Consider the following 18589-nt stretch of genomic DNA (forward strand, 5'->3'; position numbering starts at 1 on the left):
TCATGTCGGATTCCGCCTCGCAGCCATCGCCGTTCATCGACGTTACCGAGGCTCTTGACCATGACAAGGCTCAGCCGTCGCATCTTCGTCCTCAGTGGACTGGTCACCGCCGGAGTCGCGGTGACACCCCGCCAGGGTGCCCGCGCCGCGGCGCCGTACCCCTTCAAACTCGGTGTGGCGTCCGGTGATCCGGCGCCCGACAGCGTGGTCCTCTGGACTCGCCTGGCACCCTCCCCGCTCAACGCCGACGGGCAGGGCGGCATGGCCAACGCCGACGTGACAGTCGAGTGGCAGGTGTCCACCACCGACCGGTTCACCTCGCTGGTCGCCTCCGGCTCGGTGGTCGCCCGGTACGCCGACGCGCACTCGGTGCACGCGATCGCCGGTGGCCTCGCGGCGGACTCCGACTACTACTACCGGTTCCGGGCCCAGGGCCAGATCTCCCCGGTCGGGCGGACCCGGACCGCCCCGGCACCCAGCGCCTTCGGCCGCGACCTGGTGATGGCGTTCGCTTCGTGCGCGCACTACGAGGCCGGTTACTACACCGCGTACCGGCGGATGGCCGAGGACAATCCAGGGCTGATCCTGCACCTCGGGGACTACATCTACGAGGGAGGTGTCAACACCTCCGCGGTGCGCCAGCACGTCGGCGCCGAGATCGTGTCGCTGGCCGACTACCGCCGCCGGTACGCGCTGTACAAGTCCGACCCGGACCTGCAGGCAGCGCACGCGGCGGCACCCTGGCTGGTGGTGCCGGACGACCACGAGGTGGAGAACAACTACGCCAACATGGTCCGCAACGACAGCAGCCCCACGCTGACCGCCGCGCAGTGGACCGCCCGGCGGACCGCCGCGTACCGGGCGTACTACGAGAACATGCCGCTGCGCCCGGCCTCGGCCGCGAACGGCAACAGCATCCCGCTGTACCGGCGCGTCCGGTGGGGCCAGCTCGCCACCTTCCACATGCTCGACACCCGGCAGTTCCGCGACGACCAGGCGTGCGGGGACGGCTGGAAGGTCTGCGCCGACGCCGACCTGGCCTCCCGGTCGCTGACCGGGGCGACCCAGGAGGCGTGGCTGCTCGACGGGCTGGCCCAGCGCTACGGCACCTGGGACATCCTCGGCCAGCAGGTCTTCTTCGCCCAGCAGCTCGACGCGAACGGGGCGGCGAGCATGGACGCCTGGGACGGCTACCGGGCCTCCCGCAGCCGCATCCAGACCGGTTGGCAGCAGCGCGGGGTGCGCAACCCGCTGGTGCTCACCGGCGACGTGCACCGGTCGTGGGCCAACGACCTCAAGGCCGACTACGCCAACCTCTCCTCGGCCACCATCGGCACCGAACTGGTCTGCACCTCGATCAGCTCGACCGGCAACGGCAGCGGCAGCACCACGGTCCCGAACGCGGCGGCCAACCCGCACCTGAAGTTCTACTCGGACCGGCGCGGCTACGTCCGTACCACCATCAGCCGCAGCCAGGTCCGGGCCGACTTCCGCGCGGTTAACACGGTGACCGAGCACGGCGCGCCGGCCTCCACAGTGCGTTCGTTCGTCATCCTCGACGGCCAGCCCGGCCTGCAGGCCGGGTAAGAGAGAGAGCCACAATGAGCGCGATCACCGCACTGCTCACCGCGTCCCTGCTGATCCCGATCGTGGTTCCCGGACCGACCGCGATGACCGCCGAGGCGGTCACCTGGACCACCGCGAACAGCGTCGCCACCGGCGACCAGGACCTGCCCTCCATCGCCATGAACCGCAACGGTCAGGTCGCCGTGGTGTGGGAGGACGACCGGGACAGCAGCGCACCGGAGGACGACACCCACAGCGAGATCTACCTGCGACTGTTCCGCGACGGAACGCCCGCGTACGAGCTGAAGCTCTCCAACGCCGGCACCAGCGGGGCCGCCTGGCGGCACATCAGCCCGGACGTCGGGCTCGACGACAAGGGCAACGCCGTGGTGGTCTGGGCCGCCGACGGCGACGGCAACGGCTACTACAACATCCAGTACCGGGTGGTCTCGCCGACCGGCGCGGTGCTCGGCTCGGGCCAGGCCAACGCCTCCGACGCCGGGCAGCAGATCTGGCCGAAGGTCGCCGTCGACCCGGACGGCGCACCGACCACGGGCGCGGTCGGCTTCGCCGTGGTGTGGGAGGACGTGCAGGGGACCGCGCCGGCCACCGTCAAGGCCGCCGGCTTCACCGCGCCCACCACCAAGGGGTACGAGGTGACGGCCTCGCAGACGACGGGCAGCCACCATCGCCCCGACGTGGCGGTGTCCGCCTCCGGAGAGGCACTTGTGGTCTGGGACGAGGACGCCGACGCGAACGGGTCGTACAACATCGGGCTGACCCGGCTGGCCCGGTCCACCGGCGCGGTGGTGCTGTCCCGGCGGACGGCCAACGCGCAGAGCGGCGGCCAGCAGCGGCGTGCCTCGGTGGCGGCGAACTTCGCCGGTGACTTCACCGTCGGCTGGGAATCCGACCACACCGGCACCCGGGGGGTCTGGGCCCGGTCGTTCACCGCGGCCGGCACGGCCCGGCACGGGGAGGTCGAGGTCTCCACCGGGTCTGGTGCCATCGTGCCCAGCGTGGGCATCGACGACCAGGACAACGCCGTGGTGGGCTGGACGCTGTCCGGCACCAACCTGGACGTCTGGGCCCGGGGCCTCAACCCGGACGGCACGGCCGACGGTCGGCTGCCGGCCCAGGCGCTGAGCCAGACCACGACGGGTCGCCAGGAGCACTTCGCGCTCGCCGCGTCCCCCTGGGGAGAGGTGAGCGTCTGCTACACCGACGACAACGACGGGAACACCTTCGACCAGGTGCTCCTCGGCCTGGGTACGACGAACTCCACCTGGCTGATGTCCGCCGACGAACTGCGTCAACTGAAGGCGCGGGCGGGCGTCACGACGCACTGAGCCGACGGGCTCGATCGGTCCGGCTCAGTCGCTCGTACAGCACCAGGGCGGCGAGGGAGGCCGCCAGCAGCCCGAGTGCGGCCAGCGCGGGCAGGATCCGGGCCACCGGCAGCAACAGGAGGACGACGCCGATCGGGACCAGCTGACCCGGCGAGCCTCCGACGGTCAGCCGGAGGAACAGCAGACGGCCGACGAGGTAGAGCGCGGTTCCGCCGTAGAGCGCAGCAGTCGCCGGCCACCCCATCGGCTCCCCGCTGGGGTGGCCCGGCTGATCGGTCAGGCTCGCGAGGACCAGGTGGATGCCCAGGGCGAAGTAGACGACGCCGGCGACCAGCGGCAGGTGCGCCAGCGTGTACGCGTCCGACGCCAGCTGTTGGCGGCGTCGGGAGCGCGGCGACGCCGAGGTCAGCACCTTCGCGGCAGCCGGGGCGACGCCCACGAAGTAGAGCCACCACAGGGACACCGTCGCGGCGAAGCCGAACACCGCGGCCAGCAGCACCGGCCAGGCGATCATGGCCAGGCCCGTGCCGGCCCCGGCCGACAGCAGGGACTCGCCGAGCACGATGATCAGCACCAGGCCGTGGCGTTCGGCGAAGTGGGCCCCGCTGCGGACCTCCCCGGAACTGGCGGCGGTGACGATCCGGCCGCCGCCGTAGTCGACGACGAACGCCACGGTCCACAGCACGGTCTGCGCGGTCCCGCCGAGGACGGCTCCCAGCAGCAGCGGGATCCAGGCGAGGGTGGTCGTCGCGGCGAAGCGCCAGGCCTGCCGGCGGTACTGCGGGTTGCCGGACGAGGCGTAGAACATCAGGGTGAGGTGCAGCCCGCGGACCACGATGTAGGCGACGGCCAGGGTGAGCGGCGGGCTCAGCGCGCCGTCGTGGCGCTCCCACGCCTGCGGTATCACCAGCGCGGCCACGAAGATGGCGGCCATCGCCACGAGCATCCCGGCCAGCACTGGCTCGTTGTCCGCGCGGACCTGATTGCCGAGCCAGGCGTAGCAGCTCCACGCGTACCAGAACCAGAGCAGGAGCAGCAGCCCCTGGTAGAGGGTGAGCGGATCCAGCGACTCCGCCATGAAGCCGATGAGCCGCGTCAGCGCGAAGACCAGCACCAGGTCGAAGAAGATCTCGAAGGTGGTGGCCCGGTGTGCCTCCTCGACCAGCACCGGCCGGGACCGGTGGACGCGGCTCATCCGCTCATCCTGGTCTGCTGACCACCGTGTCCGGGGGCCAACGGCCAGCTACGACCGGATCAGCCGAAGAGCAGGTCGAGGTGCGCGTCCAGCGCGTCCAGCGCCTGCTCGGCCGTGTACTGCCCGCCGAGCAGGTAGACACCCAGCCCTTCCATCAGCGCCAGCAGGCCGGCCGCGGCGGCGTCGCCCCGGCCGGCGGGCAGGACGCCGGCGACGAACTCGGTGAGCTGTCGAGTCCCCTCGCGAAGGCCGGTCGCGGCGGCCGGACGCACCGCCGTGTAGGCGAGGAACGCGAGTGCCACCCGCCCGTCGTCGCGGGTGTGCTCGTCCAGCGGCAGCAGCGCGGCGAGCATCGTGCGCAGCAGCAGCCGGGGCGGCGGGTTCTCGCCCAGCCGGGCCACCGCCTCGGTGACCCGGATCTGGCTGCGCTCGCGCACCACGCTCAACGCGAACGCCATCATCTCGTCCTTGGTCCGGAAGTAGTGCTGGACCATCCCGGCGGACACGCCGGCCGCCGCGGCCACGTGTCGGAGGCTGACGGCCTCCAGGCCCTGATCGGCGGCGACCCGCATCAACGCGTCCGCGATGAGGGTGCGTCGCTCCTGGTGGTCGACCTTCTTCGGCATGGCCTCGATCGTCTCAGAGTGGGTGGCCCGGACACCCCGCCGGCGCGGCGGTCACCGGCTGGCGGTGGTGCTCGCCGGGGTGCCCCGGGCGCTGCGCAGCAGGCCGTCCGGGTCGTCGGCGTACAGTCGCAGCTCGTTCATCGGCATGGACCCGGTCTTCGGCAGGTCGAAGGTGAGCGGGCGACGCAGCAGGACGTCGATGCTGGTCTGGCTGCCGACCGAGATGGACACCACCCGCCGGTCGCCCTCCTGTTCGACCTGCACCGACCTGCTCGACGGCAGCGAGCGGTAGCGCTTGCGCAGGGCCTCGACGTCCTTCCATGGGATCCAGATGTCGATGCCCGAGCTGAGCCGCACCCGCAGGCCACGGTCGCCCACGACGTGCGGGTGGATCGTCATGCTGGCGTACAGGCCGATCATCCAGAGCAGACCCCAGATGCCGAGGCCCAGCACGATCCAGCGGGCGGGCCGCCAGGGCACCACATGGGTGACCACCACGTCGAAGATCGGGATCTCCACGACCGACAGGCCGATGAAGATGCCCAGGATCGGCTTGACCACGCCGAGGTAGCCGAACGGTTCGTCGCCGGGCCCCAGCGGCAGTGGGCGGCGTCGCGCCCACACGTACAGGCTGCGCCACGTCGCGGCCTCGGCCTTGGCCGCACGGCGCAGCAGCTGGCCCACCCGCGCCCTGGTCGGGGCCTTCGTGTCGCTCATCGTCGTCCTTCTCGATAGCTGTCGACGGTCAGTGGAGCGTGACGGTGCCGGCGCCGCCGTCCACTGTGACGACCTGCCCCGTGGAGATCGTCCGGGTGGCGTGGGGGACGCAGATGACGGCGGGAATGCCGTACTCGCGGGCCACCGTCGGACCGTGCGCCATGATCGCGCCGGTCTCGGTGACCAGCGCCGCGGTGGTGAGGAACAGCGGGGTCCAGCCGGGGTCCGTGGTCGCGGCCACCAGGACGTCACCGGGCTCGACGTGGGCGGTGCGCGGGTCGTGGACGACCCGGGCGGGTCCGGTCACCCGGCCCGCCGACGCGCCGACGCCGGCCAGCGTCCCGTCGCCGGCGGGCGCAGCCGGCAGGACCGCCTCGACATCGGTGCCGTCGGAGAGCAGCGCCACGGGCACCGTCCGGCGCCGTAGCTCCCGGCGGTGGGCGGCCCGCCGGGACGCGACGGTCGCACGCGGATCGACCCCCTGGTGTACGGCGGTGTGCACCTCGTCGAGGGTCAGGAACATGATGTCGTCGGGCTGGTCCAGCAACCCGGAGTCGTGCAGATCGGCCCCGATGAGCAGCAGTTGACGGCGCGTCTCGCGCAGGGGGTAGAGCCCGGCGAACTTGCCGGCCTCGCGCAGGCCGGCCAGGGACCGTGCCCGGCGCAGCAGGAAGGCGGCGATGGTGCCCCGCACCGGCCGCCGGCGGCGGGCCCGCCGGGTCAACTCCTCCAGCGCTGTCTGCGCTGCGGAGGCGGCCCGTTGGAAGCGTCGGTCGGGGCCCTGCTGTGCATCGGTGACCCGGAGGTAGTTCGCTACCGCCGCGAAGACCGGAGTGGGGTCTTCCTCCCAGCGCGGTACGCCGAGGTCGACCTCGGCGACGCCCCGGTGACCGTAGACGTCCAGGAAGGCGGTCATGCCGATGTCGGGCAGGGTTCCGCGCAGGTGGCGCGCGGCCAAATCGGCCGGCGGGGTGTCGAGGAGGAGTTGCCGGTGGTCGCCCGCGTGCTGGGCGAGCCGCCACAGTGCCAGGTCCATCTCGATGGTGACGTTGTGCGGCATGCCGCCCAGCACGGTGTGGATCTCGTCCGGGCCGGCGAGACCCTTGAGCAGCGCGGCCGGTAGCGCGGCGGCGAGCATGCCCGCGACGATCGGCCACATGATCGCGTCAGCGCTGTCGTCGGCGTCCTGCGCCTGCACGAAGCGCAGCCGATCGGCGGCGGTCCGCAGGTCGGCGGGGGCGGCCGATCGTGTTCTCAGCTGCTCGATCGCCTCGAACATCCGAATCCGCGCGGTGTCCGGGCGGGCCAGGGCCCGCACGATCCCCACCACCGCGCGCCGGGCCGTCCGCAGCGACCCGGCGCCCGACGCCCCGCCGCTCCTGGTGCCGCCGCTGGTCGGGGCGAAGCGGGGGTCGGCCAGTACGTGCTGCATCACCGCCTGGGCGCGCGGCCCGAAGTCGACCGCCATGAGCTTGACCAGCCGCCTGCGGGACGACCGGTCCCGAGCCAGGTCGGTCAGGTCGCCGTAGAGCCGGCCACCGATGTCGACGATCTCGACCCGCACACCCAGCGAGGCCAGCATGGCGGCGATCTGTGTCCGCAGGGTCGACATCCCCATCGGGGTGACCGGTTGCACCATGCCCTGGACGTGACCGAACTCCAGGTAGACCCGGGGGAGAGGTTTGTCGGTGGCCGGCGGTTGCGGAAACAGGCTGGTGATCGGACGGGACTGGAGGAGCCACTGGACGTCGTGCGCGTCGATCGCCCACTCGATGTCCTGCGGGCGGCCGAAGTGGGCCCGCAGCCGCTCGCCGGTGGCTCGCAGGTCGGCCAGGTGCGCGGACGTCAGGCACCCGGTGTCGTCCCGGGTCACGCCGTCGAGGACGTAGTGGTCCACGCTCGCCGCGCCGTCCACCACTGCCGTGCCGAGACCCGGCGCGGCGTCGACAGCCATCTCGTCGCGCCGGCCGGTCAGCGGGTTCGCGGTGAACAGCACCCCGGCCACCTTGGGTGTGATCATGCGTTGCACGACGACGGCCATCCGCGCCTGCCGATGGTCCATCTGCCGGGCGTCGCGGTAGGCGGTCGCGCGGTCGCTGTGCAGCGAATCCCAGCACTTTTCGATGGCGGCGATCAGTTCGGGGGTGCCGACGACGTCGAGCACGGTGTCCTGCTGCCCGGCGAAGCTCGCGTCGGGCAGGTCTTCCGTGGTGGCGCTGGAACGCACCGCGACCGGGCCCGCCCCGAGCCGCTCGTACGCGGCGGCGATCTCGGCGGTGGGTATCACGCCGAGCCGGTGTGCCTCGGTGGTGACGCAGAAACCTTCGGGGACCCGTTCGCCGCGCCGGATCAGCTCGCCCAGCCCGGCGGCCTTACCGCCGACCAGGTCGAGCAGTTCGGTGGTCGCCTCGGACAACGGGATCACGTGCATGGGCCCTACTCTCGTTGCAATACGACTGCATTGCATCTGACGGTACCCGGGTTGCGATGCGACTGCAATGCCACCCGTTCGGTGCCCGGTCCGCCGCCGAGACGTTGCCGGCGTCTGCCATGCTCGGGCCGGTGACGACCGGCCGCCCCGCCAGAGCCCGCACCCATCGCCGCCCGCGAAGCCGCATCCTCCTCGTCCTGCTCGCGCTCGTCGCGGTGGCAGCCGTCCTCGGCGTCGCGTTGGTCGTGGTGCCGATGCTGCGACCGGCGGGTCCGCGCCCGCTCTTCCAGATGCCCGTCGCCTGTGGCGAGACCTGGCAGCTCAGCACCTATCCCGGCCACGACGACTACGACGTCGACTTCTTCCCTGTCGAGGGCGAGGCGTGGGGGCGTCCGGTGCTCGCGTCCTATGCCGGAACGGTCACCGTGGCGGGCATCAACGGGTCGCTCGGTGGTCGTACGCCGGAGAACCCGGAGGGTCCGCGCGGGCGCGGCGGCGGTTACTGGGTGAAGATCGACCACGGCGGCAAGTGGGAGACGCAGTACCTGCACCTGCTCGAACCACCGCTGGTCGAGGTGGGTCAGAAGGTCGCCCAGGGCGAACAGATCGGGAAACTCGGCAGCACCGGCAACTCCGGTGCGCCGCACCTGCACTACGAGCAGCGGCGCGGCTGGGAGAAGGTCGAGACCCACTTCGACGGCACGCCGTCGGGGATCACCACCGACGACCGTGAACAGATCCTGCGGCGGGTGAGCAACAACTGCCCGGCCGTCTCGTGAGGACGGCGGTTTGCCCGGCGCGTCTCGGGGCACTGATTCGGGGAACAGTTCGGACGCAGGGAGGAGCTGGCCATGGCCAAGGGTGACGTCGACACGTACCACGAGGACGGGCAGTGGAAGAACAAGCCGGAAGGCAACGAGCGGGCCAGCAGCACGCATGACGTGAAGGCCGACGCGCAGGCCCAGGGCCGCGAGATGGCGGCCGACCGGGGCGTCGAACACGTGGTCAAGAAGCAGGACGGCACGATCGGGGAGAAGAACACCTACCCGCGCAGCCGCGACCCCCGGGACATCGAGGGCTGAGCGCCCTCGTCCCTCGTTTCTTCGGATCGACCCCCTCGGCAGGAGCCGACGGGGGTCGATCCGTTTCTGCTGGAGGCGTCGTCGCCTTCCGGCCGTTGTCCGCGTAGCGAGAAAATGGTCGTTTTGCGGGTTATAGTCCGAATCGGTACTGGAGTGAAGCCTGGGAGTGGTCATGTCGTTGTGGGGCCGGCACCGTCCGACCAGTGCCGGCGTGCTGCTCGTCGTTTTGATCGCGGGGGTGCTCGCGTTCGGACCACTGCCGGCGTCGGCGGCCGGCTCCGTCCTGTTCGACCAGCCGTTCCACAACAACACCGCGAACGGCATCGGCGCGGTGGCGGTGCCCGCCGTGCCCGGCACCGTCGCCACCAACGCCGCCTGCCTGAGCGCGGCTGGCAACCCCACCACCGGCCCGCTGCTGAGTTGCACCACCTCCACCGATCCGCAGGGGGCGGGCAAGCTGCGGCTCACCCCCGCGACGATCAACCGGCAGGGCGGGGTGTTCGGCGCGGTGAGCGTGCCCACCTCGCAGGGCCTGCACCTGACCTTCAACACCTACCAGTACGGCGGCAGCAACCCGGGTGCGGACGGCCTCGCCTTCGCGCTGGCCGCGGTGGACCCCGCCGACCCGAGGTCCCCGTCGACCCTCGGCCCGTCGGGCGGCTCGCTGGGCTACTCGGCGGCGTTCAACGGCGTGTCGGCAGGGCTCTCGAACGGCTACCTCGGTGTCGGCCTGGACGTCTTCGGCAACTTCAGCAACAGCACGTACCAGGGCACCGGCTGCACGAACCCGCCGTACATCTCCACCACGAACGGGCGCGTGCCCGGCCAGGTCGTGGTCCGTGGGCCGGGCCGAAACGGCGTCGGCTACTGCGCGCTGAACAGCACCGCCGGAAGCACCTCGGCTCCCGCCCTGCCGTTGCGGGCCAGCACCCGGGCCGCGTCAGTGGTGCCGGTCGAGGTCGTCATCAACACCACCTCGTCGCCATACACCACCGACTCCGGTATCACCACTCCCGCCGGCCAGTACCGGGTCAGGTTCACCCCGGTCGGAGGGCAGGCACGACTTCTGCAGGGCATGCTCCCGGTCGTGTCACCCAATCTGTATCCGTCGCCGACCTGGCTGAACGCCAGCGGCTACCCCCGGCAACTCGCCTTCGGCTGGGTGGGCTCCACCGGCTCGGTCACCGACTTCCACGAGGTCGACGAGGCCCGGGCGGTCAGCTTCAACCAGGTGCCGGACCTGAACGTCTCGCAGACCAGTGCCGTCGGGGCCACCCCGCAACCCGGCGATCCGGTCACCTACTCGATCACCGCGGGGGTCGACGCCGGGGCCACCGAGACGGCACCGATCTCGGTCACCCAGACCGTCCCCGCCGGTGTCGTACCGCGCGGCGCGTTCGGCTCCGGCTGGGTCTGCGCCGCGCCATCCGGGCAGACCATCACCTGCACCAACAGCAACGGCCCGTTCGCCGGCGGCACCTTCCTGCCGCCCATCACCGTCGTCGCGACCGTCACCGGCACCGGCGTGACCCCGGCGCAGATCCAGACCGCGACCGTGGCGACCTCGTCGTCGGTCGACGCGAACCCCGGGCTCGCCACCGGCACCACGCCGGTCGCCCCGGCGACCGCACCGACCGGCGTCACCGTCACCCCGGCCCAGAGTTCGGTCTCCGGTGGCCTCCCGGTCACCGTCGGCGGCAGCAATCTCACCGGCGCGACAGCGATCACCATCGGTACGGCCGCCGAGCAGCAGGCCGGCACGGCGGTGCTGCTGTTGCCGTGCACCTCCGGCCCGGCCGCCGGCTGCTTCACCGTGAACCCCGACGGCACGCTCGGCATCTCCGTCATGCCCGCCCGGTCCAGCCCGGCGACGGTCACGGTCAGCGTCGTCACCCGAGGTTCCGCCGGAGCGGCGAACTACGTCTACGCGTCCGCCCCGGGTACCCCAGCCACACCCACCGCCGTCGCGGGCGTCACCAGCGCGACCGTGAACTGGACCGCCCCGGCCAGCAACGGCAGCCCGATCACCGGGTACCTGATCACCCCGATCCGGGACGGCGTCACCCAGCCCACGCTCACCTTCGACGCCTCCACCACCAGCCGCACCCTGACCGCACTGACCGCCGGCTCGTCGTACGCCTTCCGGGTGGCGGCGGTGAACGCGTACGGCACCGGGGCGGCCAGCCCGGCCTCGGCGGCGGTGGTCCCGTACAGCCTGCCGGCGGCACCGACGATCACGTCGGTCAGCGCGGGGACCACCGCCGCCAGGTTGAGCTGGACCGCCCCGGCCAACGGCGGCTCGGCGATCACCGGGTACACCGTGACGCCCTACCTCGGCGGCGCGGCGCAGACCCCGCAGACCTTCAGCGGGACCGCCACGACCCAGACCGTCACCGGGCTCACCGGCGGCGCCACCTACACGTTCCGGGTGGCCGCGACCAACGCCGCCGGGACCGGCCCGCAGTCCGCCGCCTCCGCGTCGGTGACCGTCAACCCGGCACCGACGCTGACCTTCGCGCCACCACCGCCCGGCAAGGCGTACGACCCGTACGAGTACCAGTTCACCGTGACCGGCGGTACGGCTCCCTTCGCCTGGTCGGTCAGCGCCGGGAGCCTGCCCGCCGGGCTGACCCTCGACCCGGTCACCGGTCTACTCTCCGGCACGCCCACCGTGTCCGGGACCTTCCCGTTCACCGTGCGGGTGACCGACTCGTTCAACCAGTCCGCCACCCGAGGGGTCGAGCTGGTCATCAACCCACTCGGAGGGCTCTCCATCAGCGTCCCGGTGATCTCCACACTGGGCACCGTCGCCTCGGGTACGACAGGCGTCTCGGGCCAACTCGGCCCGGTGACCGTCACCGACGATCGAGGGCCGTTCTCCGGGAACTGGGTCAGCGTCGTCTCCAGCACCAGCTTCACCACGGGTTCCGGCTCGGGCGGCGAGACCATTCCCAACAGCAACATCACGTACGCCTCCGGAGCGGCCCTCGCCGCCACCGGGGTCGGCACCTTCGTCCCGCAACCCGGCGCGGTGCTGAACACCCCGCGTACGGCCGCCGGGTGGTCCGGCCAGAGCGGCGGGCCGAACTCCGCCACCTGGAACCCCACCCTGTTGCTGACGCTCCCGTCCGAGGTGGTGGTCGGCGACTACGTGGCGGTCGTGACCCATTCGGTCATCTAGGCCGTCGTGAAATCCGGTGGTGTCCGTCGTCGCCGCTTGCGGTGAAGTGGGCTTCAACAGCGATCCTTCATCAGGCGCCTGGCAGGCGGGAGATCCGCGAGCGCCTCGAAGGGGGACTCGAACGTGCTACCCGAACCACCGCGCACCGCTCAGCAACGGAAGCGGGACACGCTCGCCCGCTTCGACCACGACCTGGACGCGTGGGTCGCCTCGGCGGACCGGAGCGGCAACCCGTACCTGGTGCCGCTGTCCTTCCTCTGGGACGGTACGGCCTTCACCATGGCCACGGCCGAGTCTCGGCCGACAGCGCGCAACCTGCGGGCCTCCGGACAGGTGCGGATGTCGGTCGGTTCGACGCGGGACGTGGTCCTCATCGACGGCGTCGTGGAGACGTTCTCCAGCGAGACCGTGCCCGGCGAACTGGCCGACGCGTTCGCCGCGAAACTCTGGGATGCGCGGATCGGCCCGACCCCCTATGCGTACTTCCGGGTGACACCTCGTCGGATACAGGCGTGGCGGGAGGAGAACGAGATCGCCGGCCGTGAGTTGATGCGCGACGGTCGGTGGCTGGTCTGAGGGTGGCCGACGCGTCACCGCCCGGCCGTTCCGAGCGGAACGGCCGGGCGGTCTCCGAGGGCTCAGGCCGGCCGGCGCCGACGGACGAGATGCCGGCCACCGAGGGTGAGCAGCACCAGCGCGGCGAACCCGCCGACCGTGTAGACCAACCACCTCGGCCCTGCCGACGTCGCGACAGTCATCGGTGCCGCGACGGGCAAGCTGATCTTCCCGGTCGCGGTGCGCTCCACGATGCCGCTGGCGAGTTTCGCCTCCACGTCCCAGGTCCCCGCGGGCAGAGCCTGGTTGACCTCGATGCGGACCTGGCCGCTCTGGCCGGGCAGGATCGTCACACCGTTGGTCACCTTGAACGGGCCGGCCCGGACCGCGGCCTTGCTCAGCGACAGGGTGCCGGTCATGTCCAGCGCGCGTTGGCCGGTGTTGGTGACCTGCGCGGTGACCACCGGAAACTCGCCTGTTGCGGGCTCCGCGGCCAGCCCGTCGATGCGGAAGTCCGTCGGTGGCTCACCCCCCGGACCGACGTCCAGGTAGACGCGGATGCCCACCCGGTGGATCTGGGTGACATTGCCGGTGCGTTCCTTCGGGCTGGTGACCTGCGCCCAGATCGCCGCGTACCGCTCGCCCTTGGACGCCTTCTTCGGCACGGCGATCTCGACCGCGACCGGCCGTCGCTCGCCCGGGTCCAGCTCCATCGTGGCGGTGGTCAACCGGATCCATCCGCTGAGTTCGTTGCCGGTGCGTCCTTCGGGCACGGTGAAGGAGTTGTGCTCCACCGACGCCGCGCCGGAGTAGAACTCGATCTTCTGTGGCTCGCCGGAGGTGTTCCGCACCTCGACCCGGCGGTTGATCGTCGTGCCGGGGTTGAGGTGGTCGACGATGTAGACCTGGGCACGGGGGTCCTGCACCCGGCTCGCGGGGATGTCCAGCATGCGGATGCTGATCGCAGCTTCCTCGGCGGGTTCCTGTCGTTGCTCCCGCACGGCGACGGCCGGCGCCGCCGAAACCCCGAGCGCCACGACGGCGACCGAGGCCAGCAGCGCCAGCCGGCCGAGCGGCTCAGACCACCGAATGTGTCACCGTCCCGGTGTAGACACCCTGGACGGTGCCGACGGGCACGTTCACCACCAGGGTCGGGTTCCAGGTGGCGAAGTTGTTGCCGGTGCCGCCGGTGTGGGTCATCGCCGTCTGGGGCACGTTGATGATCACCTGTTGGGCCGCGGTCGGCTGGCCGGGCGTGAAGGTGCCGCCGCCGGCGGTCGCCGTCGGGGGACCGGACCAGTAGAGGACGTTGATGTTGGGGATCGTCTCTCCCGAGCTGCCGCCGCCGGTGGTGAAGTCTGTGGAGATGACGCTGGCGGTCCAGTTGGGGGTGAGCGACCCGCGCTGGTCGAGTACCGTGACCGGGCCGAGTTGCCCGGAGATGGTCGAGCCCTCGACACCGTGCCCGATGTTCGCCGTGGCCGGCACGGTGATGGACAGACCACCGGCGGCGTCGACGGTCAGGGTCACGATCGTGTCGCCGGTCGTGTCCGCGGCGGCCGGTCCGGCGAGCGCGACGACGGCGGCGACACCGGCCAAGCCCGCGAGAAGTTTCCTGCGCATCGAATCTCCTAATCCTCAAATCGCCCATACGGCTCTATTGAAGACTAACTACGCAGAACACGCATTAAGGGGCGAACTTCTCAGAGGTCACCCGGTGGCTTGGCGGTCATCGTCCGGGCGAGTGGACAAGCCGGCTTGCGGGGTCTCCGCGCACGGGTGCGGATGGGGCCAGGCGTCCGAGGTGCGCGACGCACCGGCGTGTCGCCGCCCGGGCGCGTGACAGTGGTCAGCCCGGCAGTGGACGGCGACGGGCGGTACGGTGCGGCGGACCGTCAGGCCGGCACGACGTAGGGGAAGGTGCTCGTACGGGCGGTCTTGGTGACCTCCGGGGTGAGGCCCGAGGTGGTGCCGGTGTTGAGGACCAGGGAGAACATCACCTCGGGCGCGTTGTCGGCCATGGCACGCCCGTTGCGGATCGCGAAACCGTAGTTCGCGGCCGTGCCGACCCGGTACGTCAGGAGGTCGGGATAGAGCTGCCGGGCGACGCTCCAGCCGTACGCCTGCGGGTCGGGTGCGGTGCCGTTCGCCGCGACGACACCCGCGACCGCATTGGCGATCTCCTCGCCGTCCTCGGCGAGGTCGCGACTGGGGTGGCGGACGTTGGCGGGGTCCGAGAAGTCGGTGTCGTGCGGCCAGAAGATCGGCCACATCATGGGGTGGCCGGCGCGGTTGATCTGGCGCCACCCCCCGGCGTCGGTGGCCAGGAGGGTCCGACACCACACGCCGATCTCGGTGCCGTCGCGCAGCAGTGGCTCGTCGTGGGACACCTCGAGGACGATCGACTCGACGGTCGTGCCGGCGAAGCTGTTCTTGGCCTGGTCGACGCGCCACGCCGAGTGGTTCACCCTCGACCCGTCCTTGACCGCGCCGTTGATGGTGGCGAGTTGGTCGAGGTCGACGTAGAACGGGTCGGTGATCCGCCCGGCCCAGATCCGGACGTTGCCACCGGTCGACACCTCGCCGGTCCGCCCCTCGGCGATGGGAGTGCCCATCGCGGCGTCGTCGCGGGCGTCCGATCCGGTCAGTTCGTACAGTTGGAAGGCCTGCTTGCCGTCGCCGTCGAGCTCACCAAAAGCGAACCGGTAGGTCAGGTCCTCCAGCTCCGTGCCGTTGATGTGGATCTTGAATTCGTAGCGGCCCTCGGCGTGGAAACCCCGCTTGATGTCAGCCCTGGTCACCGAGCTGTTGACGTCCATGACGAACACCGTGGCGCGGTCGCCGTTGAAGACGTAGAGGTCGTCGATGTACAGCTGGCCGCCCTGGGCGGCGAGCGGGGTGTCGAGGTGGTGCGACATGAACTCACTCCCGGAACGGCCGGACATCTGGTTTGTCCGAACGTAGCGGGCACAAGACTGACTGCGGCGACGGTTGGCCGCGCAGTCACCCGGGTGGCGGAGCGGCCCGGGCAGGGCGATGGGCCGCCCGAGACTGTGCTCGAACGGCCCACGTGGTGCCGGTGCCGTCAGATGCGAGACCACTTCTGGTTGGCTGCGCCGAGGCAGTCCCACAGGTGCAGCTTGCCGCCGTTGTTGGGGTTGGCCTCCCGCACGTCCACGCACTTGTTCGCGTTGAGGTTGACCAGGTCGCCGGCCCCGTTGAGGGTGAAGCGTTGGGCCGTGTTGCCGTTGCAACTGACCAGGTTCACCTCGGTGCCGTTGGCGGTGCCGGCCCAGGCCGGGTCCATGCACTTGCCCATCGCGCGGACCGTGCCGTCGGAGGCGAAGGTCCAGGCCTGCGCGGCGGTGGTGTTGCAGTCCCAGATCTGCAACTTGGCGCCCTCGACCGGGTTGGCGCTGGGGATGTCGATGCAGCGACCGCTCTGCGCGCCCCGGATCCGGCTGGTGCCGGGAGCGGGGTCGCCTCCGCCGGAGGTGTAGCTGGACACCCGGACGTAGTCGACGAGCATCTGCTGCGGGAACTGCGTGGAACCGTCCGGGTAGCCGGGCCAGTTACCGCCGACCGCCACGTTGAGGATCATGAAGAACGGGTGGTCGAACACCCACCGGTTGCCGCCGAGCCGCGCGGGGTCGACCCGGTGGTACTGCACCCCGTCCAGATACCAGGTGATGACGTTCGGCTCCCAGTCGACCCGGTAGGTGTGGAAGCCGTCGGCGAGGGGGCTGCCCAGCGTGCGGCTGCCGGTGATGCCGCCGCCGCCGGAGTAGCCGGGACCGTGCACGGTGCCGTAGACGGTGTTGGGTTCCCGGCCGATGTTCTCCATGATGTCGATCTCGCCGGCGTCGGGCCACCCGCCGCCGGTGCCGAGCATCCAGAACGCCGGCCAGATGCCCTGACCGCGCGGGATCTTGATCCGGGCCTCGAACCGTCCGTACGTCTGGGTGAAGGTGGCCGCCGACAGCAGTCGGGCCGACGTGTACTCGCAGCGCCCGTAGTGGCACTGGTAGTTGGCCGGGTTGTCCCGGCGGGCGGTGATGACCAGGTTGCCCTGGCCGTCGTGGACGGCGTTGCTGGTGCTGCTCGTGTAGTACTGCCGTTCGTTGTTGCCCCAACCGCCGCCGCCGATGTCGAACCGCCACTTGTTCTGGTCGACGGGCGTGCCGGCGGGCGAGTTGAACTCGTCCTGCCAGCTGATCGGGCCGATGGCCGCTTCGGCCCGATCGGGGTGCGGCGGGACGACGAGTGCCGTGGCGGTCGCGACCAGGGCGGCTGCCGCGAGTACGAGGGGGCGGAAGCGGAGTCTGGGGCGGGCTGTGAACACGGGAGGCTCCTCAGCGTGGGGGTGGTGGAGACGCGGAGAGCGCTCTCCATGCTGAAGCATGTCGATGCCCAATCCTTTCTGTCAAGAGTGTTTCCAATACGACGACCGTCCGTTACCGCCCGATGCCGCCCAGTGGGCGGCGGGATGTCGGAGTGCGGCGAGGACGCGAGGTCGATCGATGCCTCCGAGGTGGACGGCGGTGGCCCATCGATCGAGCTCGGCGAGGTCGACTGTTACTCGATGGCGGTCGAATCGACCTTTCCTATTGCCGTGGGGCGTCCAACCGGGACAGGATGGCGAGGCGTGCCGGAAACCTCCTCGTAACCTGCGCGCTGCTGGTCTCTGTCACAAGGAAGTGGGAGTCAGTCATGAGCGACGCTTCGACGGCGCTGGGTGTGCGCCTCTACCCGGACCTGGTCGAGCACGGTGGGCTGGCCCCCGCGCTCATCGAGACCGCCACCCGCCACGCGCTCGACATCGGCCGGGTGACCGCCCCCGAGCAGGGGCGCAGCCGGTTCACCTGCGCCGAACTGCACTCCGACCAGGGAGTGGTCTGCGTCAAGCTGGGCTCGCAGGCCCGATACTTCATGATCGACCTGCGGATCTCCGGCGAGGTCCTCGCCCGCGGCGACGTCATGGACCTGTTGCAGGTCGCCCAGGTGGCTGCGGCCTGGCGGGCCGGGCTGCCGTTCGCCGAGCTCACCGCCCGGTTCCCGTTCATGGAGGAGATCACGCAGCGCGCTGCCCCGGTGGCCCAGGTCAGCTGAACCCGCGCTGTCCTCAGCACCGCAGTCGGGGTGGCAGAGGTGACTCCACCCCGACGTCGGTCGCCGTACGCGGCTGAGCAGCTCCAGCAGGGTGGTCTTCCGGCACCGCTGGCAGCCTGGACGGTCGGCGCTGGTCGCCCAGTCAGTCGATCGTGGTCCGTGCCTCCACCGGCACCTGGAGGAGATCCAGGCAGTTGCGCCACAGCATCTCCAGCTGGGTCGGATCGTTGAGCAACTTCGCGAGCAGGACCCGCCCTTCGATCTGGGCCACGATGGACCGGGCGGCCTCCCGGACGTCGACCGACGGGCCGGCCAGGCCGCGATCCTTCGCCTCCACGACGACCTGCTCGATGAGGGTGATCTGCTCCTCGAAGATCTCCTGGAGCCGGCTGCGGATCTCCTCGGTCTGGTTGCTGAGTTCGAGGGCGAGGTTGCCGAACAGGCAGCCGGCGACCACGCCGGACTTCTGTTGGCCGACGCGCTGGATCTCCTCGGTCGCCACGAACAGGTCCCGTAGCCGCCGTAGTGGATCGTGTTCGGTGCCGAGCAGTTGCTCCCACTGGCGCCGTTGGGTGACCCAGTGCTCGTCGATGACGGCGCGGGCGAGGGCCTGCTTGGACTCGAAGAAGTAGTAGAAGCTGCCCTTCGGTACGCCGGCCGTTGCACAGATCTCGGCCACGCCCAGCGCCGAGTAGCCGCGCTGCTCGATCAGCGTGGCGGCAGCGTCGAGGATCTTGTTCCGCGCGTCACTGGTCCGTCCCATGCTTTGACGATACAC

At 70.9% G+C, this 18589-nt stretch carries 16 protein-coding genes; 7 read left to right on the plus strand and 9 right to left on the minus strand.

What is annotated here, in order from left to right; genetic code table 11:
• The first annotated feature begins 60 nt into the window (after positions 1–60).
• Positions 61–1587, plus strand: a complete 1527-nt coding sequence (locus O7614_RS11245) for an alkaline phosphatase D family protein (RefSeq protein WP_278138403.1) — start codon at positions 61–63, stop codon at positions 1585–1587.
• A gap of 14 nt (positions 1588–1601) precedes the next feature.
• Positions 1602–2915, plus strand: a complete 1314-nt coding sequence (locus O7614_RS11250) for a hypothetical protein (protein ID WP_278138404.1) — start codon at positions 1602–1604, stop codon at positions 2913–2915.
• Here O7614_RS11250 and O7614_RS11255 read toward each other — a convergent pair.
• Genes O7614_RS11255 through O7614_RS11270 form a run of 4 tightly spaced genes read right to left on the minus strand, consistent with a single transcriptional unit; the run spans position 2902 to position 7884 of the window.
• A complete protein-coding gene (locus tag O7614_RS11255; protein WP_278138405.1) occupies positions 2902–4110 on the minus strand; it encodes a low temperature requirement protein A in 1209 nt (402 codons plus the stop codon). The genes O7614_RS11250 and O7614_RS11255 overlap by 14 nt on opposite strands.
• A gap of 59 nt (positions 4111–4169) precedes the next feature.
• Positions 4170–4736 carry a TetR family transcriptional regulator C-terminal domain-containing protein gene (locus O7614_RS11260; RefSeq protein WP_278138406.1) on the minus strand — a complete coding sequence of 189 codons (567 nt, stop codon included), beginning with the start codon at positions 4734–4736 and terminating at the stop codon, positions 4170–4172.
• Between the two features lie 51 nt (positions 4737–4787).
• Entirely contained in the window at positions 4788–5453 is a 666-nt protein-coding gene (locus O7614_RS11265; RefSeq protein WP_278138407.1) for a hypothetical protein, read from the minus strand.
• A 28-nt stretch (positions 5454–5481) separates the two neighbouring features.
• Positions 5482–7884 (minus strand): PEP/pyruvate-binding domain-containing protein, encoded by a 2403-nt coding sequence (locus O7614_RS11270; protein ID WP_278138408.1) that lies wholly within the window; start codon positions 7882–7884, stop codon positions 5482–5484.
• A gap of 119 nt (positions 7885–8003) precedes the next feature.
• Here O7614_RS11270 and O7614_RS11275 point away from each other — a divergent pair, with 119 nt between their 5' ends.
• The 4 genes from O7614_RS11275 (at position 8004) to O7614_RS11290 (ending at position 12723) form a co-directional block, all read left to right on the plus strand.
• On the plus strand, positions 8004–8663 hold the full coding sequence (locus O7614_RS11275; RefSeq protein WP_278142222.1) for a M23 family metallopeptidase: 660 nt from the start codon (positions 8004–8006) through the stop codon (positions 8661–8663).
• Between the two features lie 72 nt (positions 8664–8735).
• The gene (locus O7614_RS11280; protein WP_088990612.1) at positions 8736–8966 is read left to right on the plus strand and encodes a DUF2188 domain-containing protein; all 231 of its coding nucleotides are present in this window, start codon (positions 8736–8738) and stop codon (positions 8964–8966) included.
• 172 nt (positions 8967–9138) lie between these two features.
• The gene (locus O7614_RS11285) at positions 9139–12147 is read left to right on the plus strand and encodes a fibronectin type III domain-containing protein (protein WP_278138409.1); all 3009 of its coding nucleotides are present in this window, start codon (positions 9139–9141) and stop codon (positions 12145–12147) included.
• A 123-nt stretch (positions 12148–12270) separates the two neighbouring features.
• Positions 12271–12723, plus strand: a complete 453-nt coding sequence (locus O7614_RS11290; protein WP_278138410.1) for a pyridoxamine 5'-phosphate oxidase family protein — start codon at positions 12271–12273, stop codon at positions 12721–12723.
• Positions 12724–12785: 62 nt separating this feature from the next.
• Here the strand turns inward: O7614_RS11290 and O7614_RS11295 are convergent, their stop codons facing one another.
• From O7614_RS11295 to O7614_RS11310, 4 genes are all read right to left on the minus strand, one after another.
• A complete protein-coding gene (locus tag O7614_RS11295) occupies positions 12786–13739 on the minus strand; it encodes a hypothetical protein (protein WP_278138411.1) in 954 nt (317 codons plus the stop codon).
• A gap of 40 nt (positions 13740–13779) precedes the next feature.
• Entirely contained in the window at positions 13780–14325 is a 546-nt protein-coding gene (locus O7614_RS11300; protein ID WP_278138412.1) for a hypothetical protein, read from the minus strand.
• 272 nt (positions 14326–14597) lie between these two features.
• Complete coding sequence (locus O7614_RS11305; RefSeq protein ID WP_278138413.1) at positions 14598–15620, minus strand: DUF4331 family protein; 1023 nt, start codon at positions 15618–15620, stop codon at positions 14598–14600.
• A gap of 167 nt (positions 15621–15787) precedes the next feature.
• Positions 15788–17044, minus strand: coding sequence for a family 16 glycosylhydrolase (locus tag O7614_RS11310; protein WP_278138414.1), 1257 nt, complete (start codon positions 17042–17044; stop codon positions 15788–15790).
• Positions 17045–17412: 368 nt separating this feature from the next.
• Between O7614_RS11310 and O7614_RS11315 the strand changes: the two genes are divergently transcribed.
• Complete coding sequence (locus tag O7614_RS11315; RefSeq protein WP_278138415.1) at positions 17413–17811, plus strand: hypothetical protein; 399 nt, start codon at positions 17413–17415, stop codon at positions 17809–17811.
• A 142-nt stretch (positions 17812–17953) separates the two neighbouring features.
• Here the strand turns inward: O7614_RS11315 and O7614_RS11320 are convergent, their stop codons facing one another.
• Positions 17954–18574, minus strand: coding sequence for a TetR/AcrR family transcriptional regulator (locus tag O7614_RS11320; protein WP_278138416.1), 621 nt, complete (start codon positions 18572–18574; stop codon positions 17954–17956).
• Positions 18575–18589: the final 15 nt, after the last annotated feature.

Origin of the sequence: Micromonospora sp. WMMD961 (assembly GCF_029626145.1) — a bacterium.
In the GTDB taxonomy this organism is placed as follows: domain Bacteria; phylum Actinomycetota; class Actinomycetes; order Mycobacteriales; family Micromonosporaceae; genus Micromonospora.